Origin of the sequence: Apilactobacillus waqarii (genome assembly GCF_019061205.1) — a bacterium.
Classification (GTDB): Bacteria; Bacillota; Bacilli; order Lactobacillales; family Lactobacillaceae; genus Apilactobacillus; species Apilactobacillus waqarii.
Genome location: NZ_JAHQYH010000004.1, coordinates 60,546 through 84,234, shown reverse-complemented (window position 1 = coordinate 84,234; position 23,689 = coordinate 60,546). Strand labels below are relative to the sequence as shown.

Below are 23,689 nucleotides of genomic sequence, written 5' to 3'. Positions count from 1 at the left end.
TTAAATAAAGAAGGTTAATTATGCAATATCCTGAACCAATTGCTAAGTTGATTGACAGTTTTATGCGTCTACCAGGGATTGGGCATAAGACAGCGATTAGACTGGCATATTTCGTAGTTGATATGAACAAAGACGACGTCGCTAAGTTCTCTTCAGCATTGAAGGAAACCAAAGACAAGTTAATGTATTGTTCAATTTGCGGAAATTTAACTGATGAAGATCCATGTGTTATCTGTCGAGACAAGACTAGAGATCAATCGACTGTTTTGGTTGTCGAACAACCAAGAGACATTATGGTAATGGAAAAAATGAAAGATTATCATGGTTTATATCATGTATTAAATGGTGTCTTATCTCCAATCGAGGGAAAAGGACCAGAAGATTTAAATATTAAAAGCCTAATTAAACGTTTGCAAAGCGACGAAACAATCAAAGAAATTATCATTGCCACAAACGCTACTCCTGAAGGGGAAGCAACTGCAATGTATCTATCACGTTTAGTTAAGCCAGCCGGAATTAAAGTAACTAGATTAGCACATGGTTTATCAGTTGGTAGTGATATCGAATATGCTGATGAAATGACGCTTTCTAGAGCCGTTTCTGGTCGAACTGAAATGTAGGAGTGAATACTGATGTTAGGATTTTCAAGATTTTCACACAACGTAGGAAAACAATATGATGAATTTCTATTGGATTCTATCGATCGTGCTAAGTACCAATGGGACCAAGCTACTGAAACCCAAGAAGCAATTTATGAAGTTGACGGGGAAATTGTTGCCCAAACTCGTTTAGCTCGTGAAAAATATTTATTTTTATATCGAGAAGCAAGAGAAAGAAAAGTTTCCAACAATCGTATTCAATCTTCTGTTATTGATTACTAAAGGTGTCTTTATTCTTTGGAATAAGACACTTTTTGTTTGTTGTTCATTTGTTGAAACGCATAAATTAAAGTACAATGAGATAGAAAGATGAAAGTAGGGGTATAGTATATGGCTGGAAAATTTATCACATTTGAAGGCACGGATGGTGCTGGTAAAACGACCATCCTGAACATGGTATTAGATTATTTAAAGGAAGAAATGGGCGACAAGTTGGTTACCAGTAGAGAACCTGGTGGTAACCCAATTGCTGAAAGTATTCGTGAAGTAATTTTAGACCGCAAAAATGTTGATATGGATAAGCGAACTGAAGCATTATTATATGCTGCGGCTCGTCGCCAAAACATTGAACAAACAGTGAAACCAGCGATTGCCGATAACAAGTTAGTTATCTGCGATCGTTACCTTGATAGCTCAATTGCATATCAAGGTGGAGGTAGAGAAATTGGTGAGGATACAATCAATGAAATGAACCAATTTGCTACCGAAGGTTTTTTGCCAGACCTTACTATCTACTTTAATCTTCCAGTAGAAGAAGGATTAAAGCGTATTGCTAAAAATAGGGCGGAAGAAGAAGTCGACAGATTGGATGTTGAAACAATCGATTTCCATAACCGAGTTCATGCAGCCTATCAACGTTTAGCAAAGGATAATCCTAAACGTATCAAGTCAGTTGATGCTACACAATCAATTGATGCGGTATACCAAAATGTTTTAGAAATTTTGCAACCATATTTAAATGAATTTAAAAAATAGGGACGTGATTTTGAATGAAACTTTTAATTGTAATTGTGCAAAATAAAGATGCTAACAAACTACAAAATGCATTTGCTAAGAATAATGTTCATCAAACCAAACTATCAACTACCGGTGGCTTTCTAAAGTCAGGAAACACTACCTTTATGATCGGGATTGAAGATGAACGTGTTAATGATGTTTTAGATATCATTAAGAAGGTTTCAAGTAAGCGTGAACAATACATGACACCACCAGTTAATTTGGATGGTGGAGTTTCAGACTCATCATATCCAGTTAAGATTGAAGTAGGTGGCGCTACTGTAATGGAAATGCCAATGGATAATTTTTATCGATTCTAATGGGGGAAGAACATGACCGAAAATCAAGTGATTGCAGAGACTGAGAAAAAGCAAAAGCCACTGATGGACAAATTTTTACAAGTGGTGAACAATCACGAATTATCCCATTCTTACCTATTTAACGGTGAAGAAGGGGTCGGAAAGTTATCATTAGCGTTGTTTATAACAATGAGAATGTTTTGTAAGAACGTTTCCGATGATTCAATGCCCTGTGGACATTGTGATGAATGTCGTAGAATCGCAGAACAACAACATCCAGATGTTGTAATCATCAAACCTGATGGATTAAGCATCAAGGTTGATCAAATCAGATACCTAAAATCTGAATTTTCCAAAAGTGGTTTGGAAGGAAACCAGAAGTTCTTTATCGTTTGTGATGCGGAAAAGATGACTACCGGAGCCGCAAACAGCTTATTAAAGTTTATTGAAGAACCTGGTGCTAATATAGTTTCGTTTCTACTAACGACCAATAAGAATTTAATACTACCTACCATTATCTCTAGAACCCAGGTGGTTGATCTAAATCCGTTGAATACTAAAACATTTAACGAAGAATTGGCCAACCTAGGTGTAATTCCCAGTCAGTTTAAAATCATTAAACGACTAACCAACCAAATGTCAACCGTCCAAGCATGGCAGGAAGACGAATGGCTAACCAAGATTATTTCTGCGATTAGTCAATGGTTCAGTATGCTGGTCCAAAGAGATAAAACTTCATTTGTTTTGGTACAAAGTAATATCATGCCGTTAGTTAGTGATAATAGTAAACGCCAAGTAGTGATTGATATGCTGCTATCAATATTTGAAGATGTTTTAGATGCTAAGTATACTGGAAGTAAGGATTATAACTTTCCAAAACAAGCCCAAAACATTGAACAACTAAGCGAAAGTATCAATGAGGCCAAACTAATTCAAATTATGGAAGTAATCTTAAACTGCAATAACCAAATGGCAGTCAATGTTAGTTTCCAAAATATATTAGAGGCTACTACATTAAAAATTATGAAAATACTAAATAGTTAAATGGGGTGAAATTGTTTGGAGAAACGTGAATTATATGATGGAATCAAGGATTTAGAATCACAAACTGAATTAATGTTGACTCAATTTGCTGAAGTTCGAAAGGCATTGACCGAAGTAATGGAAGAAAATGCAGAACTAAGAATTGAAAACCAACATCTACATGATTTCATTAATGAACAAAAAGAAAATGTGGAAAACGATAACAAGAAGAGCAGACCACGTTCATCTAAATCTCGTGAAAACTTGGAACACTTATTTAATGAAGGATTCCATGTCTGCATCGAGTTTTATGGATCACATCGTGAAAACGATGAAAGCTGTATTTTCTGTAATGAAATCTTAAATCGTTAATCTGGAGGAGTCCAAGTGCAAGAACAACATAGCTTTACCGCTAACCAAGATAAAGGAATATTATATCTAGTTCCAACACCAATCGGGAACCTAGATGACATGACTTTTCGAGCAATTAAGACACTTAAAGAAGTTGATTTAATTGCCGCTGAAAACCCAAGTCACACTCAACAATTGTTGAATCATTTTGAGATTGATACCAAGAAAATCAGTTTTAGAGAAGATAACAAAGACTACCGAATCGATGAATTAGTACAAACTTTAAATGACGGACAAAATGTTGCACAAGTTAGTGACGCGGGGATGCCATCAATTAGTGATCCTGGTCAAGAACTAGTGAAAGCATGTGTTGATAATAATATTAATGTTGTCCCTCTTCCTGGAGCAAATGCTGGATTAACAGCATTAATTGCTTCCGGACTAGTTCCACAACCATTTTATTTCTTTGGATTTTTAAATCGAAAGAACAGTGACCAGATTAGCGAACTAGAGGAACTTAACTTGCATAGTGAAACACTGATTTTCTATGAAGCTCCTCATCGTTTAAACAAGACTCTTAAGAATATGCAAAAGGTATTCGGTGCCGACCGTCAGGCAGTATTGTGCAGGGAACTAACCAAGAAGTTCGAAGAATTCGACCGTGGTAGTATTTCTGAACTCATCGACTGGACTGAAGCAAATCAAGTTCGTGGGGAGTTCGTGGTAATTGTTGATGGTAATAAAAACGCCACCCAAGAAAACCAGGAACAAGATGAGTTGGCTGGATTATCCATCCAAGAACAAGTTGACTTGTTTATTGGTAAAGGCATGAAGACCAATGCAGCAATCAAAGAGGTTGCTAAACTACACAAAGTAAAAAAACAAGAGATTTACAATATCTATCACGAAATCTAGGAGTGAATAATAATGGAAAACCAACCAACAGTTTTTAGTGAAAAACATCGAGTTACCTACTATGAAGCTGACTTTACCCGTCGTATGACTATTGCGATGATGCTAGATGTCATTATCCTAGCGTCAGAAGATCATAGTGATAAGCTTGGTGTCGGAGCTGAATTTGTCCGTCAGTTCGGAGTTACCTGGGTTGTTATTCAATACGATGTGCATATTAACCGTATGCCAATTGTTGATGAAAATATCACCATTAACACAAAGTCAAAGTCATACAACAAGTACTTTGCTTACCGTGAATTCACTATCGAAAGTGAATCAGGTGAAGTGTTAATGCACATGACTGGTTTATGGGCAGCTATGAACTACAAGGAAAGAAAGATTGCTTCCATTCCAAAGGAAACTGTAGAACCATTTGGTGCTGAAAAGGTTAACCAAGTTCCTAAGATGCCTAAACCACAAAAGGTTCAATACAACGAAGAAACTAAACAAAGCTTCCGTGTAAGATATACAGATATTGATTCAAACCAACACGTAAACAATGCTCATTACATGGATTGGATGGTAAACGTCTTACCTGCCGACTTCCTAACCAACCATACACCAACTCATTTCATATTAAGATACGAAAATGAAGTTAAATATGGATCAACCGTAGAAAGTTACTACGACATGGAAGAACAAGATGATGGTTCAATTCTAACTAAGCATGAAATTATGAGTGGCGACAGTCATTCTGCAATTGCCAACATTACTTGGCGCAAAAATGATTAAATATTTTCGGGTGTGTTCATTTTTATTATGGAGACACCTATTTTTTTGTTATAATTTGTTTTAGAATTATTACGTATATTAATAAAGTTATTAGGGAGACGGAAAAACAGGATGAAAGTATTGTCTTTAGATACATCCAATCGACAACTAACTGTTGCTATTTTGGATGATGATCAAATATTAGCGACAGAAACAACTACTGTTCATCAAAAACATGCGGAATATTTACTTCCAATTGTTGATGAATTAATGACAAAGGTGGACTTAACACCATCGGACTTACAAAGAGTTGTTGTGGCAGACGGTCCAGGCTCATACACTGGAATTAGAATTGCTACTGCCACAGCTAAAACTTTGGCATACACCTTAGGAATCGAACTAGTAGGTGTATCAAGTTTGCAAACCTTAGCGCTTAACATTAAGCAAGAGGGCAGCCTTGTAATGCCAATTTTTGATGCTAGAAACAATAACGTCTTTTCTGGACTTTATGAAATTAAAAATGGCGTTCCAGAAAATATCTTAGAAGACTGTCATACCGACTTTGATAAATGGTTAGACAGAATCGATAGCAAAGACAAGACAGTCTATGCTGTTGGTACCGACGCACCACATTTTGAAGATGCATTGAAGAATAAGTTTGGCGACAAAGTTATTTTTACTGATAGTTTTGATAACTTGCCACAAGCAGCTAGATTAGGTTTATATGGACAAAACTTATCACCTGTTGAAGACATTCATGCATTTGTACCAAGATATTTACGTTTGACTAAAGCTGAAGCAGATTGGAAACAAAATCATCCCGGGGAAGAAGTTACTTCATATGTTGAAAAAGTTAATTAATTGGTATCAGAAAAAATTTGTGAATACCGAGCACCTAATGAAAAAGGAACACCTAAATATTAAGAACCACATCGTAAAGATTAATGGCGATAAGTTTTACTTGGCCAAGGCAATGGTTACCGATATTCCAGAAATGGTTAATATCGAACGTGACGTCTACGATGGTAAGGCACCATGGACCGACGAAGCGTTTTTACCGGAGCTAAAACCACGTCTAGATCGCTTTTATTTACTATTGCGTCAAGAAGACGAACTAGTAGCATTTATCGGTAGTTCTTTAAACGATAAGCAAGGTGACTGCCATATCTCAAACGTTGCTGTAAAACCGGAATACCAAGAACGTGGATTAGGTTACTTCTTAATCGCTAAGATTATCAAGAAGGCTCGTCAGTTGAACTACAAGACGGTTTCTTTGGAAGTCAGAATTAGTAACGTGAAAGCCCAAAGATTGTATTCCGACTTAGGTTTCAAACAAGTTGGTGTCAAGAAGGGCTACTACGACGGTGATCATGAAGATGCCGTTGATATGGTTTTAGATTTAAGTCTATACGAAACTATTCCAAATAACTTTGGAATTTAATGAAACGAGGTTTTTTTGTGCAACCACATATAATTATGTCTTTTGAATCTAGTTGTGATGAAACTAGTGTGGCCATTATCGAAGATGGCGAAAAAATATTATCAAACGTTGTTGCAACGCAAATTAATAGTCACAAGCGATTTGGTGGAGTCGTTCCAGAAGTCGCAAGTAGACATCATATTGAACAAATCACTATCTGTGTTGAAGATGCAATGAAGCAAGCCGATGTTTCATACGATGACATCGACGCAATTGCTGTGACATATGGTCCAGGGCTAGTTGGAGCACTATTAATCGGTGTTACTGCTGCTAAGACCATTGCGTGGGCTCACAATATCCCATTGATTCCGGTTAACCATATTGCCGGCCATATCTTGGCTAGTCGTTTTGTTACCAAGATTAACTATCCAGCATTGGCATTGGTTGTTTCCGGTGGTCATACTGAATTAGTCCTAATGAAAGAAGAGGGCGACTTCAAGATAATCGGTGAAACTAGGGATGACGCTGCTGGTGAAGCATACGATAAGGTTGGTCGAGTATTGGGAATTAACTACCCAGCAGGACCTAAGGTTGATGCAATGGCAGCTGAAGGTAAGGATACCTTTAACTTCCCACGTGCGATGGAAAAAGAAGATAACTTTGACTTTTCATTTAGTGGTCTAAAGAGTGCGTTTCTAAACACCACTCACCATGCTGATCAAATTCATGAAGAATTGGATAAGAACGATTTGGCCGCTAGTTTCCAAAGCGCCGTCGTTGATGTTTTAGTTGATAAGACCACTAGAGCATTACAAGAATATCCAGTTTCTCAATTAATTTTGGCTGGTGGGGTTGCTGCTAATAAGGGACTTCGTAGTGCCTTAGAAGAAGCAATTAATAAGATTGATACAACTGAACTAATTAAGGTACCAAACAAACTTTGTGGTGATAATGCTGCAATGATTGGTGCAGCCGGATACGTCATGGCAAAGAAAGATGTCTTTGCTGGTGTTGACTTAAATGCTGACCCAAGTTTGGAATTCGACCTTTTAGAAGATGAAGAATAAAAAAGATGAATCCGTTTTGGATTCATCTTTTTTGTTTATTCAAGTTCCATCATTGCGTTTTCCCAATCGGTTTCAATCTCTTCAATTTTAGAGTTGATATCGGTTAGTTTAGTTTGCAAATCATTAAGTTTATCAATGTCATTTAAGTTTTCAGGTTTAACCATTTCTGCTTCAATGGCTGATTTATCTTTTTGAGATGAGTCTAGTTGTTCTTCTAAATCTTCAACCTGACGTTTTAGCTTTCTTTGCTTCTTTTGCAACTCTTTGTTAGCAATGAATTCTTTTTGATTTTGTGATTTGGGTTTTGTATCGGGAGCTTCTTCAATCTTAGCTTGTTCTTCTTTTTTGTGTTCCTCAATGGCCGCTTGTTCTTCCTTCTTTTCTACATAATAGTTGTAGTTACCAAGAAATAGTTCACTACCATCAGGGGATAGCTCGACAATTTGAGTAGCTAACTTATTGATGAAGTATCTATCATGAGATACAAACAAAATGGTGCCATCGAAATTGATCAATGCATTTTCAAGCACTTCTCGACTATCGATATCCAAATGGTTAGTAGGTTCATCTAAGATTAAGAAGTTATCGTGATTCATGGATAGCTTGGTTAAAACTAGACGGGCTTTTTCTCCACCAGAAAGGTTACCAACCACTTTTTCGACGTCTTCACCAGAGAACAAGAAACTACCTAGAATTGAACGAATGCGTTGTTCAGGATAAGTAGGGTAGTCGTCCCAGATTTCGTTTAAGACGGTCTTATTAGGGTGTAGGTTATCTTGATGTTGGTCATAGTAACCAATTTGGACGCCGGTACCGCGTTCGATTTCACCGGATTGGAGTGGTAATTGCTTCATGATGGTCTTTAGCAATGTTGACTTACCAATTCCGTTTGGTCCAATCAATGCGACCGCTTGATTACGTTTAACATCAATATTGATGTTTTTAGATAGGACTTGATGATCGTATCCAATTGCAGCATCACGGACGTTTAAAACGACGTTTCCACTTTGTTTTTCAGGAGTAAATGAAAGACGAGCGGACTTATCATCACGGGTTGGTGCCGCAATTTTGTCCATCTTTTCCAATTGATTTCTTCTTGATTGAGCTCGCTTGGTAGTGGATGCACGGACAATGTTTTTATCAACGAAGTCTTTCATCTCTTTGATTTTCTTTTGTTGTTTTTCGTATTCCTTTAGTTGGTGTTGATAGTTAAGTTTCTTTTGTTCAACATAACTGGAGTAGTTTCCTACATAATGAGTCATTCGACCTTGTGAAAGGTCATAGACTTGATCAACAATCTTATCCATGAAGAAACGGTCATGAGAGATGATTAGAAGGGCACCATGATAGCTCTTTAGATAATCTTCCAACCAACTGATGGTCTTTACATCAATATGGTTGGTAGGTTCGTCTAGAATCAATAGGTCCTTTTTTTGTAGAAGTAACTTGGCCATTGCTAGTTGGGTTTGTTGACCACCTGATAGCTCACTAATCTTGTGGTCGTACATTTCCTCACCAAAGCCAAATCCGTTTAACACGGCCTTAATCTCGGCTTGATAAGAAAAACCATTCTTGGCAGTGAACTCAGCTTGTAGTTGGTCGTAAGTTTGTGAAACCTCAGCCAATTTTTCTGGATCAGAATTGATGTTTGGATTGGCCATCTTATTTTCGTATTCGTGAATTTTATTTTCTAAAGCGATTAAATCAGCAAAGACATTGGTCATTTCTTCAATGATGGTGGCATCAGAAGTTAGACCAGTATTTTGGGCTAAGTATCCAATGGTGATACCTTTTTTGGTGGTGACTTCACCTTCATCGATTGGTTCATCGCCCAAAATCATTTTCACTAAGGTTGACTTACCAGCACCGTTTCGACCAACCAAGGCAACCTTGCTGTTTTCTTCGATACTCAAGTTAACGCTTGTGAAAAGATCTTGCCCACCAAATCGTTTTGTCATTTTATTTGCTTGTAAAATAATCATAAAATTCACCTCCTAATTTTCTTGTATTATCAGTAATAATGACTATTTTAGCATATAATGACCGATAAATTAAAATGTTCAATTCTTTTTAGTAGATGATAATATTTTCACAAACTTTGTTTTTATGATAAAATACATAAATGTTACGAAAGATTCGGGAGGGAACATTTTGGATATTAAAATTCCTAGGGCAACGGCTAAAAGATTGCCTATGTATTATCGATATCTTAGCGGTTTACACGACGCGAAAATAAAGAGAATATCCTCTAGTACTTTTGCTGAAGCAGTTCAAGTTGATTCAGCAACTATTAGAAGAGATTTATCTTATTTTGGAGCTCTTGGAAAACGTGGATATGGATACGAAGTTGATAATTTATTAGACTTCTTCAAGAAGATTCTAAATCAAGATCACTTAACAAATGTTGCATTAGTCGGTTTAGGTAATTTGGGTCAAGCCTTACTACACTTTAATTTTCACAAAGATAGTAACGTAAGAATCTCAGCTGCTTTTGATATTCATGACGACATGATTAACACTGTTCAAAGTGGTGTACCAGTATACGATGTTAAAGACTTACAAGAACAATTAAGAGATCAACAAATTGAAGTAGTTATTTTTACTGTTCCAGCAACCGTAGTTCAAGACCTATGTGATGAAGCCGTAAAGGGTGGAGCAAAGGGTATCATGAACTTTACTTCAAAACGTTTATCAGTTCCCAAAAATGTAAGAGTGCAAAACGTTGATTTAACTAATGAATTACAAACATTAATTTACTTCATTGAACACTATGAAGGTGAATAAGAAAGATGAGCCGTTGGCCCATCTTTTTTTGTAGGATTATATCGTGTATCAAGTAAAAATTCTTGCATCTAAAACTAAAAAATAATATATTATTTATAGTGATTAGCACTTATAATAATTGACTGCTAATACTGATAAAAGACATAAAAAAAAGTGAGGTCAAGCAAAATGTTAAAACCATTGGGTGATCGTGTAATTATTGAAGCACAAGAAGCTAAAGAAGAAACAGTTGGAGGCATTGTGTTAGCAAATAATGCTAAAGAAAAGCCACAAACTGGAAAAGTTGTTGCCGTGGGAAACGGTAGAGTTTTAGACAATGGCCAAACTGTTACACCAGAAGTTAAGAAGGGTGACGAAGTTGTTTACGATAAGTATTCAGGTACTTCTGTAGACTACGATGGTCAAAAATATTTAGTACTAAAAGAAAGCGACATTTTAGCTGTCGTTGAATAATAGATAAAACGAAATTATTAATGAGGTGAATAAGAAATGGCTAAGGAAGTTAAATTCTCAGAAGACGCAAGACGTTCAATGCTAAGAGGTGTTGATAAACTTGCAAACACTGTTAAGACTACATTAGGACCAAAAGGTAGAAACGTTGTTGTTGAACAATCAACAGGTACACCAAACATCACTAACGATGGTGTTACAATCGCTAAGTCAATCGAACTACCAAATCATTTTGAAAACATGGGTGCTAAGTTAGTATCAGAAGTTGCATCAAAGACTGACGACATTGCTGGTGATGGTACTACTACTGCAACTGTATTAACTCAAGCAATCGTAAACGAAGGAATGAAGAATGTTACTGCTGGTGCCAACCCTGTTGGTGTTCGTCGCGGTATCGAAAAGGCAACTGAAGTAGCCGTTGAAAAGCTACACAATATGTCAAATGAAATCAAGAGTAAGAACGACATCGCTCAAATCGCTTCAATTTCAGCTGCTAACCCAGAAGTTGGTGAATTAATCGCCGACGCAATGGAAAAGGTTGGAAACGATGGTGTTATCACTGTTGAAGATTCACGTGGTGTTAACACAACTATGGACGTCGTAGAAGGTATGCAATTTGATCGTGGTTACATGTCACAATACATGGTTACCGACAACGACAAGATGCAAGCTGATTTAGACAACCCATACATCTTAGTTACTGACAAGAAGATTAACAACATTCAAGAAATCCTACCAGTACTACAATCAGTTGTTGAACAAGGTCGTGCACTTCTAATTATTGCCGATGATATTGGTGGTGAAGCACTACCAACATTGGTATTAAACAAGATGCGTGGTACCTTCAACGTTGTTGCTGTTAAGGCTCCTGGTTTTGGTGACCGTCGTAAGGCTCAATTACAAGACATTTCAGTTCTTACAGGTGCTACTTTAATCACTGACGACTTAGGATTAAACCTAAAGGACGTAACCATTGATCAATTAGGTCAAGCAAACAAGGTTAACGTTACCAAGGACGACACTACAATCGTTCAAGGTGCCGGTGACAAGGACCAATTAGCTGCACGTGTTGCAGAAATCAAGAACCAACTAGAAACTACTACATCAGAATTCGACAAAGAAAAGCTACGTGAACGTTTAGCTAAGCTAGCCGGTGGTGTTGCCGTTATCCGTGTCGGTGCAGCTACTGAAACCGAGCTAAAAGAACGTAAGTACAGAATCGAAGATGCATTGAACTCAACTAGAGCCGCTGTTGAAGAAGGTTTCGTTCCAGGTGGTGGAACTGCATTCATCAACATCCTAAAGGATCTAGAAGAAATCCCTGCAGAAGGTGACGAAAAGACTGGTGTAAACATCGTTTTACGTGCTCTAGAAGCTCCAGTTAGACAAATTGCCCACAATGCCGGAATTGATGGTTCAATCGTTGTTGAACATCTAAAGGGTAAGGAAATGGGTATTGGTTTCAATGCCGCTACTGGTGAATATGAAGACATGGTTAAGGCCGGAGTTGTTGACCCAACCAAGGTATCAAGATCAGCTCTTCAAAACGCCGCATCTGTTTCAGCATTACTATTAACTACTGAAGCTGTTGTAGCTAACTTACCAGAAGAAAAGAAAGATCCGATGAACCCTTCAATGGGACCAATGATGTAATAAAAAAGGATTCCTTTGGGAATCCTTTTTTGTTTAACCTTGTTTTTAATCTGTTACATTTGTATAATTTATTAATAGTATTATAAAATGAAAGGATAACGATTATGCTAAAATTCGAAATTATCGTTTCCCTTTTCGCGACAATGTTAATTTCTGCTGTGGTAACACCGTTTATCAGAAAGCTAGCATTTCGCTGGGGAGCTATCGATAGTCCAAATAAGCGAAGAATGAATAAAATACCAATGCCGACATTAGGAGGATTGGCAATCTTTGTGTCATACACAATTGCCACAATGTTCCTATTAAGGTCGCAAATGCCAACACATCAACTTTATGGGATGTTTGCGGGCCAAGTAGTCATCATTATTACAGGGGTAATCGATGACATCATTGTATTAAAACCACGTCAAAAGGTATTTGGAATTAGTTTAGCAGCAATCATTGTCTATTTCTTCGGAAACATTCAAATGAGTAACGTATCATTACCATTCATTGGAACATTTAGTCTTGGATGGTTAAGTTTACCAATTACTCTAATTTGGATTTTAGCAATCACCAACGCCGTTAACTTAATTGACGGTCTGGATGGATTAGCAACGGGTGTCGCAGTTATTGCATTGACCACCATGGGAATTACCGGTTTCTTCTTCCTAAACGTTGGCAACGTCTATGTTTCAATCATGATTTTTGCATTAGTTGCAGCGTGTTTAGGATTTTTACCTTACAACTTTTTCCCAGCTAGAATCTATCTAGGGGACACTGGATCATTGTTCATCGGTTTCATGATTTCAATTTTCTCATTGAATGGATTGAAGAATGCTACATTCATTACCGTTATTATTCCGGTAATTATCCTGGGTGTTCCAATCACTGATACCATTTACGCAATCTTACGTAGAATGTTAAATAAGCAACCAATCATGCATGCTGACAAACGACACTTACATCACCGTCTGATGCAAATTGGATTGACTCACCGTCAAACCGTATTGGTAATCTATGGAATTGCTTTGATATTCTCATTCATTTCATTGCTATATCCAATCTCAACAATTTGGGGTTCCATTTTACTAACGATTGCAACGTTAATCGGGTTGGAACTATTCGTTGAATCAATCGGTTTAGCGGGTAAGGACAGACAACCATTACTAAACGCAATTAAAAAAGTCGTTAAAGAAAACACAAGTAAAGATAACCACTAAAAAAAGAATGGCCATTTTGGTCATTCTTTTTTGTATGGATCATAATCAACTTCAAAGTATTTTTCATCGCCATCATGCATTTCAACACGACCATTTAGTAAATCAATTACTTTTTGTTTAAACTCTTCCACTTTAGGATTATCGATGGCAACAATTACGGACACTTTGTCGGTATATCGAGTGTCGATAATGTTAATGCCACTTTCCTCTAGGTGGTAATTTAATTGATCAAACAGGTTGTAGGCAACGTCGATTGTTATTTCTGTTTGTAAAATCTTTTTGACAATTCCGACGTGTTCGATGGCCTTGGTGGTGGCATTACTGTATGCGCGAATTAAACCACCGGCACCTAACTTAATTCCACCGAAGTATCTAGTTACAACGGCAGCGGTGTTGTGAACGCCAATGTTTTTTAACGCTTCTAGGATTGGCACACCAGCAGTTCCTGATGGTTCACCGTTATCACTAGCGCGTTGAATGGAGTCGTCTTGACCAATCACATAGGCATGACAATTATGAGTGGCTTTTTTATGTTCTTCTTTAACGCTATTTACGAAAGAGATTGCTTCTTCTTCGTTCGCTACTCTAGCGATTGAACAGATGAACTGTGATTTTTTAATATCAATCTCGTTGACACCATTTTCTTTAATTGTGAGATAATCTTTTTCCATTTAGATGTTTTCACCTCAGAATTTAGCTTTTTTGCGTACTTAATTATGGTGATAATTATGATTAAAGATGTTTCTGAATTATACGGTAGACAAGTCAACGCCACGAAGGTTGATGTGAGTCTCCTCAATAACTCAATTGTTCATAAATACGTTCCAATTAAGGTTAACAATAACAATATCTATTGTAAACGATGTGGCCAAAAAACGCCCGTAAACAGGTGTAATTTGCCAAATAATAACTATTATTGTCCAGTTTGCATCAATTTGGATCGGGTAACTAAAAGCATTCCATTAGTGTATGCTGATGAGCCCAATGATTTTGAAGTTAAGCAGCCGGTCTTAACGTGGCAGGGCCAATTAACTAATGAGCAGGAGAAGTGTTCCAATGATATTATCGACGTCTTCGGAAATAACAAGACGCACCTATTATGGGCAGTTACGGGTGCAGGGAAGACCGAAATGCTGTTTAAGGGAATTGAAAAAGCTTTGACTGAGGGCAAACGAGTCTGTATTTCTTCACCACGTGTTGATGTTTGTGTCGAACTATACCCGAGAATTAAGGAGGCGTTTGCCAACACATCGATGGTTCTTCTCCATGGCCGTAATCCACAGCCGTATCACTATGCGCAGCTGACGATTTGCACTACCCATCAACTACTACGATTTTATCGCGCCTTTGACGTATTGATTATCGATGAGGTCGATTCGTTTCCGTTTGTAAATAACGAGGGACTACATTTTGCTGTGGAAAATGCAACGAAGCAAGACAGTGCCAAACTATTTTTAACGGCTACTCCAACCAATGAAATGACGAAGAAGATAAGGGCCAACAAGCTATCAGCTAGCTACTTACCAATTCGATTTCATCGGCATCTATTACCTGAGATTAAATTAAAGTACACCAAGAAATGGCGAGAAAACTTAAAGAAGCAGAAGCTACCGAAGTTACTACTACATAAGATTGCCGATAAGATTAAAGAAAACCAGCGCTTTTTATTGTTTGTACCACGGATTGCTGATTTAAAACCAATTAGCGATATTTTAGCCAAGCAGTTTGACGCTAGTAATTGGGAAACCGTCTTTTCTAGTGACGATAAGAGAATGGAGAAGGTATCCGACATGCGTGAACAACGTAAACTATTCTTGATTACGACCACCATTTTGGAGCGAGGGGTTACCTTTCCAGGAATCGATGTGATTGTGTTTGGCGCAGAAGATGATGTCTTTTCAACCTCATCATTGGTACAAATAGCTGGAAGAGTGGGTAGAAAGCTTGATCGACCAACCGGTGAAGTATTGTTTTTAGCCGAGGAAAACACATTAGCAATAAAAAGTGCGATTAATCAAATTAAGTATATGAATAAGAAGGCGGAAAAATTAAATGGATAGCTGTCTATTGTGCAATAAATTAATGGTATATGACATGTCACTTTCCTTTTTATTGAGCTTTAAACGATTACCGAAACGATACGTTTGTGCGGAGTGTATGAACCAGTTTGCTCGCATCGATGAAACGAGAATATGTAGGGCATGTGGACGTCAGATGGATAAGTCCGGAGTATGTATTGATTGTCAGAAGTGGCACCAATTAGGAGATGATTTCGTGAATGAATCAATCTTCCAATACAACGATGCAATGAAGGATTTTATGCATCGCTACAAGTTCGTCGGGGACTACCAGTTACGGATGATTTTTCAAAAAGAGATTAGAAAAAGGATTAGAAAAGATTTGTTGATAGTACCAATTCCAGTTAGCTCTGAAACTAAGATTAATCGGGGGTTTAATCAGGTCATTGGACTCCTGGGAGATATTGAATATGTCGAAGCCCTAATGGTGAAGGAAAAACGCAAGGTGCGGCAGTCTGAGTTGAACCGTCAACAGCGTATTCACAACAAACAAATTTTCACAATTGATCCTAAAAATGCGTCTCAAATTGTTGATCAAAAGATACTATTGGTCGACGACATTTATACCACTGGAACCACGATTAGACATGCAGCAAGTGTGCTGAGGAAAAAAGGTGCCAAGCAAGTTTTAGGACTGACTTTATGTCGATAATGGATGTTTTATATATATAAAGGATATTTTTTTAGAAGAATTAGATAATCTGTTTTTAAAAATGATAATTAAATGTTAGAATAAGAAAGATAGAATTTATATAAAGCGAATAAAACATTAAAAACTAATTCACGGAAGGAAAATAAACAAATGGCTAACATTTTAAGAAAATGGGTCGAAAGCGATAAGCGTGAAGTTAAAAGACTTAGCAAGCTAGCTGATAAGGTTGAAGCATACGCCGATGAAATCAGCCAACTAAGTGATGACGAACTAAAAGCTAAAACCCCAGAATTTCAACAACGTTATCAAGATGGGGAAACTCTTGATGACTTACTACCAGAAGCATTTGCAGTTGCCAGAGAAGGTGCTACTCGTGTATTAGGTTTAACTCCTTTCCATGTTCAAATCATGGGTGGAATTGTGCTACATGAAGGTAACATTTCAGAAATGAAGACCGGTGAAGGTAAGACTTTGACTGCCACTATGCCAGTTTACCTAAACGCCTTAGCTGGTAAGGGTGTTCACGTTATTACTGTTAACGAATACCTATCACAACGTGATGCTGAACAAATGGGTGAACTATACAACTGGTTAGGCCTATCAGTAGGTGTTAACTTAACCGAAAAGAGTCCAGAAGAAAAACGTGAAGCTTACAATGCTGATATCACTTACTCAACTAATAGTGAAATTGGTTTTGATTACTTACGTGATAACATGGTTGTTTACAAAGAAGACATGGTTCAAAGACCATTGAACTTTGCTATCGTCGATGAAGTTGACTCCATCTTAATTGATGAAGCCAGAACTCCATTGATTATTTCAGGACAAGCCAAAGGTTCTTCGGAACTATACATGCAAGCTGATCAATTTGCTAAGACATTAAAGGAAAAAGATGACTTCAAGATTGACTTGGAATCAAAGACTGTTTCTTTAAATGACCAAGGTATTGAAAAGGCTGAAAAGTACTTCAACTTAAAGAACCTATACGACACTGATAACACTGCATTGACTCACCATATTGATGAAGCGTTGCGTGCCAACTTTATTATGATCAAGGATAAGGATTACGTTGTTTCTGACGACGAAGTACTTATTGTTGATTCATTCACTGGTCGTATCATGGATGGTCGTCGTTTCTCTGATGGGTTACACCAAGCTATCGAAGCTAAAGAAGGAGTAACCATTCAAGAAGAAAGTAAGACAATGGCCAACATTACTTACCAAAACTTATTCAGAATGTATAGCAAACTTGCCGGTATGACTGGTACTGCTAAGACTGAAGCAGACGAATTTAGAGAAATCTATAACATGGATGTTATCTCCATTCCAACCAACAGACCGGTTGCCAGAGTGGACGAACCTGACTTGTTATACCCAACTCTACAATCAAAATTCGATGCTGTAGTTGATGAAATCAAAGAATTACATGCCAAGGGTCAACCAATCTTAATTGGTACTGTTGCCGTTGAAACTTCAGAATACATTTCAAAGCGTTTAGATGATGCTGGTATTAAACACGAAGTGCTAAATGCCAAGAACCATGCTAAAGAAGCTGAAATCGTTGCTAACGCTGGTCAAAAGGGTGCGGTTACTATCGCTACCAACATGGCCGGTCGTGGTACTGATATTAAATTAGGACCGGGTGTTGTTGAATTAGGTGGACTTGCCGTTATTGGTACTGAAAGACACGAATCAAGACGTATCGATAACCAATTACGTGGACGTTCAGGACGTCAAGGTGATCCAGGTCTATCACAATTCTACTTGTCACTAGAAGATGACTTAATGCGTCGTTTCGGTTCTGATAAGATTAAGAACTTCTTGGAAAGAATGAAGGTTGATGGTGACTCAGCTGTTATCAAGAGTCGTTTAATCACCAAGCAAGTTGAATCAGCACAAAAACGTGTTGAAGGTAACAACTACGATTCAAGAAAACAAGTTCTACAATACGATGACGTTATGAGACAACAACGTAGCGTTATCTACAATGAAAGATACCAAGTAATCACTGAAGATAAGTCATTAGATTGGGTTATGAAACCAATGGTTAAGAGAACAATCAACCGCATTGTTAACTTACACACCCAAGGTGACAAGAAGGACTGGGACCTAAGTACAATCCTAGACTTTGCCATTAGTGCACTTGTTAGCCCTGATATGATTAGCCTATCTGACTTAGAAAATAAGTCAGCTGATGAAATCAAGGATTTCTTGGTTGAATTATCTGAAAAAGTTTACAAGGAAAAGAAAGAACAACTATACGACCCAGAACAAATGCTAGAATTTGAAAAGGTTGTTGTATTAAGAGTTGTTGATTCTCACTGGACTGATCATATTGATGAAATGGATCAATTGAGACAATCAATTGGTTTAAGAGGTTATGGTCAATTGAACCCATTAGTTGAATACCAACGTGAAGGTTATCAAATGTTTGAAGAAATGGTCTCAGATATTGATTACGATGCCACAAGATTGTTCATGAAAGCTGAAATCAGACAAAACATCGAAAGATAATAATAAAGCGAAGATGAACAGAAGTTCACTTCGCTTTTTTGGTAAGGAGAGTAAGAATGGAACTAGCTGATGCTAAAAATGAAATAAGTCAAATCAAAAAAGCCATCCAAGGCTTTAGGGGGTCTCTTTGACTTAGATTCCCTTCAAGAAAGCATTGAAATTAATGAAGCAAAGATGGCCGAACCAGGATTCTGGGATGATCCAGAAACAGCCCAAAGCTTCATTAATGAAAATAATCGTTTAAAGAAAAAATATGATAATTTTAATGAACTAAATGAAGAGGCTGAAGACCTAGAGGTGAACCTAGAATTAATCGAAGAAGAAAACGATGATTCAATGATGGAAGAATTCGAAGAGTCTTTAGCACAAACTAAGTCACATCTTGAAAAGTATAGATTAGGGATGCTTCTAAATGGTAAGTATGATGCCAATAATGCCATTTTAGAAATTCACCCAGGAGCGGGTGGAACCGAATCGCACGATTGGGGAATGATGCTATTTAGAATGTACACCAGATGGGCTGATCAAAATGGTTTCAAACTTGAAACACTGAACTACCAAGCAGGAGAAGTGGCCGGAATCGATACAGCCACCATCATGGTTAGTGGTGAAAATGCATATGGATACCTAAAATCAGAAAAAGGTGTTCACCGTTTAGTTCGAATTTCACCATTTGATTCTGCCGGACGTCGTCATACATCATTTGCTTCTGTCGATGTAATGCCAGAACTAGATGATACTGTCGACATCGAGATTAATCCTGCCGACTTACGAGTTGATGTTTACCGTGCCAGTGGTGCCGGTGGACAACACGTTAACAAGACATCTTCAGCAGTTCGTATTACTCATGAACCTACCGGGATTGTTGTGGCCAGTCAAGCTCAACGTTCACAACTACAAAATAGAGAAACTGCCATGAACATGTTGAAGTCCAAACTTTACGAACTTGAAGAAGAAAAGAAGGAACAACAAAAGGCACAACTCGAAGGTGAACAAAAAGAGATTGGTTGGGGTTCACAAATCAGATCTTATGTTTTCCACCCATATTCAATGGTTAAAGACCATCGAACCAACTATGAAACAGCAAAGGCACAAGACGTTATGGACGGAGATCTTAATCCATTCATTAATGCATACTTGCAATGGAAACTAAGCAAAAGAAATCCAGAATAGGGGAATTTAAATGAATAATTTATGGATGACATTGTTAATATTTATTCAGCCAGTACTATGGTTGGGGATATTAAGAAATTACATTATCTACCGTAAGCGTATCAAACGTGAAAGAAATGACTTTAACACATCAATTTCACCAAACAATTTTGAAATGAAACATTTTTGGTTAAGTTTCATCATTTTAGGAATTGTTGGAAGCATCATTTCAATGGTCTTAGGAATTTATCTATCACTTCCTTGGATCATTATCTATGAAGCGTTGATACTAATTAACTTGATTATTATTCCAGGTCAATTCTTTACAGTGTTAAACATAGTAATTGCGACTGCTTTGACATTTGTAACGTATAAATTCGACTTGTTTACGTATATTAACACAGAAGGTATCAACACATCATCTACTTCACTATCAAATGCATTATTGCTATTAGTGACAGTATTTTTTGTTTCTGCATTGTACATGAATATGTTCTTAGGAAACTATCAATCACCAAAGATTTTTAAAAACCAACGCGGTAACAAGGTTGCCGGTTATTTAAACAAGGAATTTGCGGTCCTACCAATTGCCGTATTAATTCCAGGTGATCAAATTCATACATTGATTAGTTGGTGGCCAGTATTTTCAATGGGTCAACACGAATTTACAATCTTTATCCTACCTGTATTGATTGGAATTAGATTTACCATTTTCAAATCAATGCCAAAAGAATTTTTCAAAAAGTTATCAAATCGATTGTTATGGTTAACATGTTTGGGTATTATTCTAGTTGTTGCAACTTACCTACTAAATGGTGTCGATAACATTGAATTGATTTCAATGGCTGTGATGGCAGTATTATACCTATTAGTTTTAATCAGAACTAAGCGTAAGGATAACAATAAGGCTAAATGGTTCTCAGACGCAGTTAATGGCCTAAGGGTAATTGCCGTTAGAAAAGACACCCCAGCTGAAAAGATGGGTGTTGAAATGGGTGATTTAATCGTTGAGGTTAACAACTTCAAAGTAAGTACTGAAGATGACTTCTACAAGGCCACTTTGACTTCACCAACATTTTGTCGATTGAAGGTATTAAACCGCCAAGATCGTATCAAGATTATGGAAAGTGCCATTTATAGTGACTCACCAAATGAACTAGGTGTAGTTGTAATTAAAGAAAAGTAACTTAAGATTGATTTAATAAACATTATTTAAAATGTCATTTAACGAGGAGGCTTTATGGTGACTAAAATTTACCGTTCTCAATCAGATCGATTATTAACAGGATTATTAGGTGGAATTGCCGAATACTTTCATATCAACTCACAACTTTTAAGAATTATTTTTGTTGTTCTATCAATTATTCCGGGCCATCTAATTGGCGGACTATTACTTTATGTAATTTGTTTAGTAATTGTTCCGGCTAACCCCAACGTTTATGGTGGTGGACACACTAATAACAAACAAACTCGACGCAATTTAACTGACGTTGATGAATTTAATGATAAATAAAGGGGTGACACCATGGGAGTGTTAGGTAGAATATTGATTAACACATTGCTATTTATTGCGATTGCAGGTTTCTTCCAAGGTAGCTTTTACGTTGCTTCTTTTGGAACTGCAATTGTGGCTGCAATTGTTTTAGCGATTCTAAACGCATTGGTAAAACCAATATTGTTTATCCTATCCTTACCAATTAACTTGGTAACCTTAGGATTATTCAGTATTATCCTGAATGGAATTATGTTGGAATTAACATCTTTTGTGGTGGGCAATACTTTCCATTTTGCTTCATTTGGAATGGCAGTGATTGTTGCATTGATCATGTCAATTTGTAACGTCATATTGTCAGACTACTAAAAATTTTTTAAAAACATCTAATAACATGATAAAATTATCTTATAACGAAGTGGAGGAAAGACTATGGCATACAGTGTAACGGTCGCAGATCTTGTTGAAAACACTCACCTAGATATTTTCTACGGTGAAGAATACTTAGATCGACCAATTACCACGAGCGATATTTCACGTCCTGGTTTGGAATTAACAGGATACTTTAACTACTACCCATCAAAGAGAATTCAATTACTTGGTATTACTGAAACATCATATGCTAAGGGAATGGATAGTAATGAACTTTTTGATGTAATGAAGAAAATGTGTTTACCAGAAACACCAGCATTTGTTATTTCAACTCAATTAGATCCACCTGATGAATTAATTCGTGCTGCTAAGAACCAACACATTCCAGTATTAGGTTCAAAGTTAACAACTTCTCGAGTACTAAGTAACATGACTAACTACTTGGAAGGTAAATTAGCCGAAAGAAAATCAATTCACGGTGTGCTAATTGACGTATATGGTTTAGGGGTACTAATGACAGGGGACTCTGGAATTGGTAAGAGTGAAACTGCCTTAGAACTTGTTAAACGTGGTCACAGATTAATTGCCGATGATCGTGTTGAAGTATACCAACAAGATGAACAAACACTAATTGGCCAAGCACCAATGATTCTAAGACACCTACTAGAAATTAGAGGAATTGGGATTATCGATGTGATGAATCTATTTGGTGCCGGTGCCGTTCGTTCACAGACTAAGGTTGACTTGATTGTTCACCTTGAAAACTGGTCTGATGACACTCCATATGATAGATTGGGTAATGGCGACGAAACCCGTCGTATCTTTGACGTTGACGTGCAAAGAGTAAGCATTCCAGTTAAGACTGGTCGTAACTTAGCTATCATTATTGAAGCGGCAGCCATGAACTACCGTGCTAAGAAGATGGGTTATGATGCTACAAAGGTATTTGATGATAACCTAAACAGTTTAATTAAAGAAAATTCAGGTAACAAAAAATAATCCTCTTTTTAGGAAGTGAAAAAAATGTCAATTGCGTTAAATCCAATTGCGTTTAATCTGGGACCTATCTTAGTTCACTGGTACGGGATTTTTATTGCCACAGCAGTATTAATCGCTGTTTACCTTTCGGTTAAGGAAGGAAGAAAACGCGGGATTCAACCAGATAATATATACGATATGATTCTATGGGCTTTGCCAGTGGCAATCATTTGTGCCCGTATTTATTATGTTGTATTTCAATGGTCATACTACAGCCAACATCTAAACGAGATTGTTAAAATTTGGGATGGGGGAATAGCCATCTATGGTGCCTTGATTGGTGCGTTTGTCGTGGTATTCTTATACTGTAGAAGTAAATTAATTTCAGTTTGGTCAATGCTTGATGTGATTGCACCAACTGTGATTATGGGCCAAGGGATTGGTAGATGGGGAAACTTCATGAACCAAGAAGCCTTTGGGAAGATCACCAGCTTAGCGTTCTTGAAGTCACTACACTTACCAAATTTCATTATTAATCAAATGTTTATTCAAGGATTTTATCGCCAACCAACATTCTTGTATGAATCACTATGGGACTTGTTAGGATTTGTTTTATTGATGAATCTTCGTCAAATCCAAGGATTCTTCAAACGTGGTGAAGTGGTATTATCTTACGTTATTTGGTACTCATTCGGTCGATTCTTTGTCGAAGGTATGAGAACTGATAGCTTAATGCTATTTGGTGGAATTCGAGTTTCACAATTATTATCGATTATCCTATTTGTAGGAGCAATCGGATTAATGATCTATCGTCGCAAAAATGATTCTGATTTGCCTTACTACCTAGATGGTAGCAAGTTACAATAATTTTAAGGAGCTATA

26 protein-coding genes are annotated in these 23,689 nt (G+C 37.1%); 24 read left to right on the top strand and 2 right to left on the bottom strand.

The window, feature by feature from the left end:
- The first annotated feature begins 20 nt into the window (after positions 1–20).
- From recR to tsaD, 11 genes are all read left to right on the top strand, one after another.
- The gene (gene recR / locus KTJ72_RS04055) at positions 21–620 is read left to right on the top strand and encodes a recombination mediator RecR (RefSeq protein ID WP_041152518.1); all 600 of its coding nucleotides are present in this window, start codon (positions 21–23) and stop codon (positions 618–620) included.
- Positions 621–632: 12 nt separating this feature from the next.
- Positions 633–881: a YaaL family protein gene (locus tag KTJ72_RS04050; RefSeq protein WP_034531914.1), complete on the top strand. Its 249-nt coding sequence runs from the start codon at positions 633–635 to the stop codon at positions 879–881.
- A gap of 108 nt (positions 882–989) precedes the next feature.
- A complete protein-coding gene (gene tmk, locus KTJ72_RS04045; RefSeq protein ID WP_041152519.1) occupies positions 990–1,634 on the top strand; it encodes a dTMP kinase in 645 nt (214 codons plus the stop codon).
- A gap of 14 nt (positions 1,635–1,648) precedes the next feature.
- Positions 1,649–1,975 (top strand): cyclic-di-AMP receptor, encoded by a 327-nt coding sequence (locus KTJ72_RS04040; protein ID WP_034531916.1) that lies wholly within the window; start codon positions 1,649–1,651, stop codon positions 1,973–1,975.
- A 12-nt stretch (positions 1,976–1,987) separates the two neighbouring features.
- The gene (gene holB, locus KTJ72_RS04035; RefSeq protein WP_217304198.1) at positions 1,988–2,998 is read left to right on the top strand and encodes a DNA polymerase III subunit delta'; all 1,011 of its coding nucleotides are present in this window, start codon (positions 1,988–1,990) and stop codon (positions 2,996–2,998) included.
- Between the two features lie 15 nt (positions 2,999–3,013).
- Positions 3,014–3,349 (top strand): DNA replication initiation control protein YabA, encoded by a 336-nt coding sequence (locus KTJ72_RS04030; RefSeq protein ID WP_041152521.1) that lies wholly within the window; start codon positions 3,014–3,016, stop codon positions 3,347–3,349.
- 15 nt (positions 3,350–3,364) lie between these two features.
- Positions 3,365–4,243, top strand: coding sequence for a 16S rRNA (cytidine(1402)-2'-O)-methyltransferase (gene rsmI, locus KTJ72_RS04025; RefSeq protein WP_041152522.1), 879 nt, complete (start codon positions 3,365–3,367; stop codon positions 4,241–4,243).
- A 12-nt stretch (positions 4,244–4,255) separates the two neighbouring features.
- Positions 4,256–5,014, top strand: a complete 759-nt coding sequence (locus KTJ72_RS04020) for an acyl-[acyl-carrier-protein] thioesterase (protein WP_217304197.1) — start codon at positions 4,256–4,258, stop codon at positions 5,012–5,014.
- A gap of 111 nt (positions 5,015–5,125) precedes the next feature.
- Positions 5,126–5,854 (top strand): tRNA (adenosine(37)-N6)-threonylcarbamoyltransferase complex dimerization subunit type 1 TsaB, encoded by a 729-nt coding sequence (gene tsaB, locus KTJ72_RS04015; protein ID WP_217304196.1) that lies wholly within the window; start codon positions 5,126–5,128, stop codon positions 5,852–5,854.
- Positions 5,835–6,434, top strand: a complete 600-nt coding sequence (rimI, locus tag KTJ72_RS04010; protein ID WP_041152525.1) for a ribosomal protein S18-alanine N-acetyltransferase — start codon at positions 5,835–5,837, stop codon at positions 6,432–6,434. The genes tsaB and rimI overlap by 20 nt, the downstream gene beginning before the upstream one ends.
- A complete protein-coding gene (gene tsaD, locus KTJ72_RS04005; RefSeq protein WP_053796359.1) occupies positions 6,434–7,480 on the top strand; it encodes a tRNA (adenosine(37)-N6)-threonylcarbamoyltransferase complex transferase subunit TsaD in 1,047 nt (348 codons plus the stop codon). Before rimI ends, tsaD begins: the two co-directional genes overlap by 1 nt.
- Positions 7,481–7,515: 35 nt before the next feature.
- On the opposite strand, the gene KTJ72_RS04000 is transcribed toward tsaD, so the two are convergent.
- Complete coding sequence (locus KTJ72_RS04000) at positions 7,516–9,462, bottom strand: ABC-F family ATP-binding cassette domain-containing protein (RefSeq protein ID WP_217304195.1); 1,947 nt, start codon at positions 9,460–9,462, stop codon at positions 7,516–7,518.
- Positions 9,463–9,628: 166 nt separating this feature from the next.
- Here KTJ72_RS04000 and KTJ72_RS03995 point away from each other — a divergent pair, with 166 nt between their 5' ends.
- The 4 genes from KTJ72_RS03995 to KTJ72_RS03980 all read left to right on the top strand — a co-directional run bounded on the left by KTJ72_RS03995 (position 9,629) and on the right by KTJ72_RS03980 (position 13,569).
- A complete protein-coding gene (locus KTJ72_RS03995; RefSeq protein ID WP_034532012.1) occupies positions 9,629–10,264 on the top strand; it encodes a redox-sensing transcriptional repressor Rex in 636 nt (211 codons plus the stop codon).
- A gap of 168 nt (positions 10,265–10,432) precedes the next feature.
- Entirely contained in the window at positions 10,433–10,717 is a 285-nt protein-coding gene (gene groES / locus KTJ72_RS03990) for a co-chaperone GroES (RefSeq protein WP_034531925.1), read from the top strand.
- Positions 10,718–10,753: 36 nt separating this feature from the next.
- Positions 10,754–12,367, top strand: coding sequence for a chaperonin GroEL (gene groL, locus KTJ72_RS03985; RefSeq protein ID WP_041152528.1), 1,614 nt, complete (start codon positions 10,754–10,756; stop codon positions 12,365–12,367).
- Between the two features lie 104 nt (positions 12,368–12,471).
- The gene (locus KTJ72_RS03980) at positions 12,472–13,569 is read left to right on the top strand and encodes a glycosyltransferase family 4 protein (protein ID WP_041152529.1); all 1,098 of its coding nucleotides are present in this window, start codon (positions 12,472–12,474) and stop codon (positions 13,567–13,569) included.
- Positions 13,570–13,589: 20 nt separating this feature from the next.
- Here the strand turns inward: KTJ72_RS03980 and KTJ72_RS03975 are convergent, their stop codons facing one another.
- Positions 13,590–14,240, bottom strand: coding sequence for a YigZ family protein (locus KTJ72_RS03975; protein ID WP_198178017.1), 651 nt, complete (start codon positions 14,238–14,240; stop codon positions 13,590–13,592).
- A 57-nt stretch (positions 14,241–14,297) separates the two neighbouring features.
- Between KTJ72_RS03975 and KTJ72_RS03970 the strand changes: the two genes are divergently transcribed.
- The 9 genes from KTJ72_RS03970 to lgt all read left to right on the top strand — a co-directional run bounded on the left by KTJ72_RS03970 (position 14,298) and on the right by lgt (position 23,674).
- Positions 14,298–15,629, top strand: coding sequence for an ATP-dependent helicase ComFA (locus KTJ72_RS03970; protein WP_217304194.1), 1,332 nt, complete (start codon positions 14,298–14,300; stop codon positions 15,627–15,629).
- A 214-nt stretch (positions 15,630–15,843) separates the two neighbouring features.
- Entirely contained in the window at positions 15,844–16,299 is a 456-nt protein-coding gene (locus KTJ72_RS03965) for a ComF family protein (RefSeq protein WP_217304193.1), read from the top strand.
- Between the two features lie 150 nt (positions 16,300–16,449).
- Complete coding sequence (gene secA / locus KTJ72_RS03960) at positions 16,450–18,813, top strand: preprotein translocase subunit SecA (protein ID WP_041152533.1); 2,364 nt, start codon at positions 16,450–16,452, stop codon at positions 18,811–18,813.
- A gap of 56 nt (positions 18,814–18,869) precedes the next feature.
- Positions 18,870–19,986 (top strand): peptide chain release factor 2 gene (gene prfB, locus KTJ72_RS03955; RefSeq protein WP_155451881.1). Its coding sequence is split into 2 segments (ribosomal slippage): positions 18,870–18,941 and positions 18,943–19,986, totalling 1,116 coding nucleotides; the frame shifts between segments, so codons are not numbered across the junction.
- Positions 19,987–19,996: 10 nt separating this feature from the next.
- Positions 19,997–21,151, top strand: coding sequence for a PDZ domain-containing protein (locus KTJ72_RS03950; RefSeq protein ID WP_217304192.1), 1,155 nt, complete (start codon positions 19,997–19,999; stop codon positions 21,149–21,151).
- A 54-nt stretch (positions 21,152–21,205) separates the two neighbouring features.
- Complete coding sequence (locus KTJ72_RS03945; RefSeq protein ID WP_217304191.1) at positions 21,206–21,478, top strand: PspC domain-containing protein; 273 nt, start codon at positions 21,206–21,208, stop codon at positions 21,476–21,478.
- A gap of 12 nt (positions 21,479–21,490) precedes the next feature.
- On the top strand, positions 21,491–21,826 hold the full coding sequence (locus KTJ72_RS03940) for a phage holin family protein (RefSeq protein WP_217304190.1): 336 nt from the start codon (positions 21,491–21,493) through the stop codon (positions 21,824–21,826).
- A 63-nt stretch (positions 21,827–21,889) separates the two neighbouring features.
- Positions 21,890–22,828 carry an HPr(Ser) kinase/phosphatase gene (gene hprK, locus KTJ72_RS03935; protein WP_041152536.1) on the top strand — a complete coding sequence of 313 codons (939 nt, stop codon included), beginning with the start codon at positions 21,890–21,892 and terminating at the stop codon, positions 22,826–22,828.
- Positions 22,829–22,852: 24 nt separating this feature from the next.
- Positions 22,853–23,674, top strand: coding sequence for a prolipoprotein diacylglyceryl transferase (lgt, locus tag KTJ72_RS03930; protein WP_057197580.1), 822 nt, complete (start codon positions 22,853–22,855; stop codon positions 23,672–23,674).
- The last annotated feature ends 15 nt before the right edge of the window (positions 23,675–23,689 follow it).

Excerpts from the sequence above, each read along its gene's own strand:
- recR (WP_041152518.1), top strand. The coding sequence starts at position 21 with ATGCAATATCCTGAACCAATTGCTAAGTTGATTGACAGTTTTATGCGT.
- holB (WP_217304198.1), top strand. The coding sequence starts at position 1,988 with ATGACCGAAAATCAAGTGATTGCAGAGACTGAGAAAAAGCAAAAGCCA.
- rimI (WP_041152525.1), top strand. The coding sequence starts at position 5,835 with ATGTTGAAAAAGTTAATTAATTGGTATCAGAAAAAATTTGTGAATACC.
- KTJ72_RS03950 (WP_217304192.1), top strand. The coding sequence starts at position 19,997 with ATGAATAATTTATGGATGACATTGTTAATATTTATTCAGCCAGTACTA.
- tsaB (WP_217304196.1), top strand. The coding sequence starts at position 5,126 with ATGAAAGTATTGTCTTTAGATACATCCAATCGACAACTAACTGTTGCT.
- KTJ72_RS04000 (WP_217304195.1), bottom strand. The coding sequence starts at position 9,462 with ATGATTATTTTACAAGCAAATAAAATGACAAAACGATTTGGTGGGCAA.
- tmk (WP_041152519.1), top strand. The coding sequence starts at position 990 with ATGGCTGGAAAATTTATCACATTTGAAGGCACGGATGGTGCTGGTAAA.
- KTJ72_RS04040 (WP_034531916.1), top strand. The coding sequence starts at position 1,649 with ATGAAACTTTTAATTGTAATTGTGCAAAATAAAGATGCTAACAAACTA.
- groES (WP_034531925.1), top strand. The coding sequence starts at position 10,433 with ATGTTAAAACCATTGGGTGATCGTGTAATTATTGAAGCACAAGAAGCT.
- KTJ72_RS03980 (WP_041152529.1), top strand. The coding sequence starts at position 12,472 with ATGCTAAAATTCGAAATTATCGTTTCCCTTTTCGCGACAATGTTAATT.
- lgt (WP_057197580.1), top strand. The coding sequence starts at position 22,853 with ATGTCAATTGCGTTAAATCCAATTGCGTTTAATCTGGGACCTATCTTA.
- tsaD (WP_053796359.1), top strand. The coding sequence starts at position 6,434 with ATGAAACGAGGTTTTTTTGTGCAACCACATATAATTATGTCTTTTGAA.
- KTJ72_RS03975 (WP_198178017.1), bottom strand. The coding sequence starts at position 14,240 with ATGGAAAAAGATTATCTCACAATTAAAGAAAATGGTGTCAACGAGATT.
- groL (WP_041152528.1), top strand. The coding sequence starts at position 10,754 with ATGGCTAAGGAAGTTAAATTCTCAGAAGACGCAAGACGTTCAATGCTA.
- KTJ72_RS03970 (WP_217304194.1), top strand. The coding sequence starts at position 14,298 with ATGATTAAAGATGTTTCTGAATTATACGGTAGACAAGTCAACGCCACG.
- hprK (WP_041152536.1), top strand. The coding sequence starts at position 21,890 with ATGGCATACAGTGTAACGGTCGCAGATCTTGTTGAAAACACTCACCTA.
- secA (WP_041152533.1), top strand. The coding sequence starts at position 16,450 with ATGGCTAACATTTTAAGAAAATGGGTCGAAAGCGATAAGCGTGAAGTT.
- KTJ72_RS03940 (WP_217304190.1), top strand. The coding sequence starts at position 21,491 with ATGGGAGTGTTAGGTAGAATATTGATTAACACATTGCTATTTATTGCG.
- KTJ72_RS04020 (WP_217304197.1), top strand. The coding sequence starts at position 4,256 with ATGGAAAACCAACCAACAGTTTTTAGTGAAAAACATCGAGTTACCTAC.
- KTJ72_RS04050 (WP_034531914.1), top strand. The coding sequence starts at position 633 with ATGTTAGGATTTTCAAGATTTTCACACAACGTAGGAAAACAATATGAT.
- KTJ72_RS03945 (WP_217304191.1), top strand. The coding sequence starts at position 21,206 with ATGGTGACTAAAATTTACCGTTCTCAATCAGATCGATTATTAACAGGA.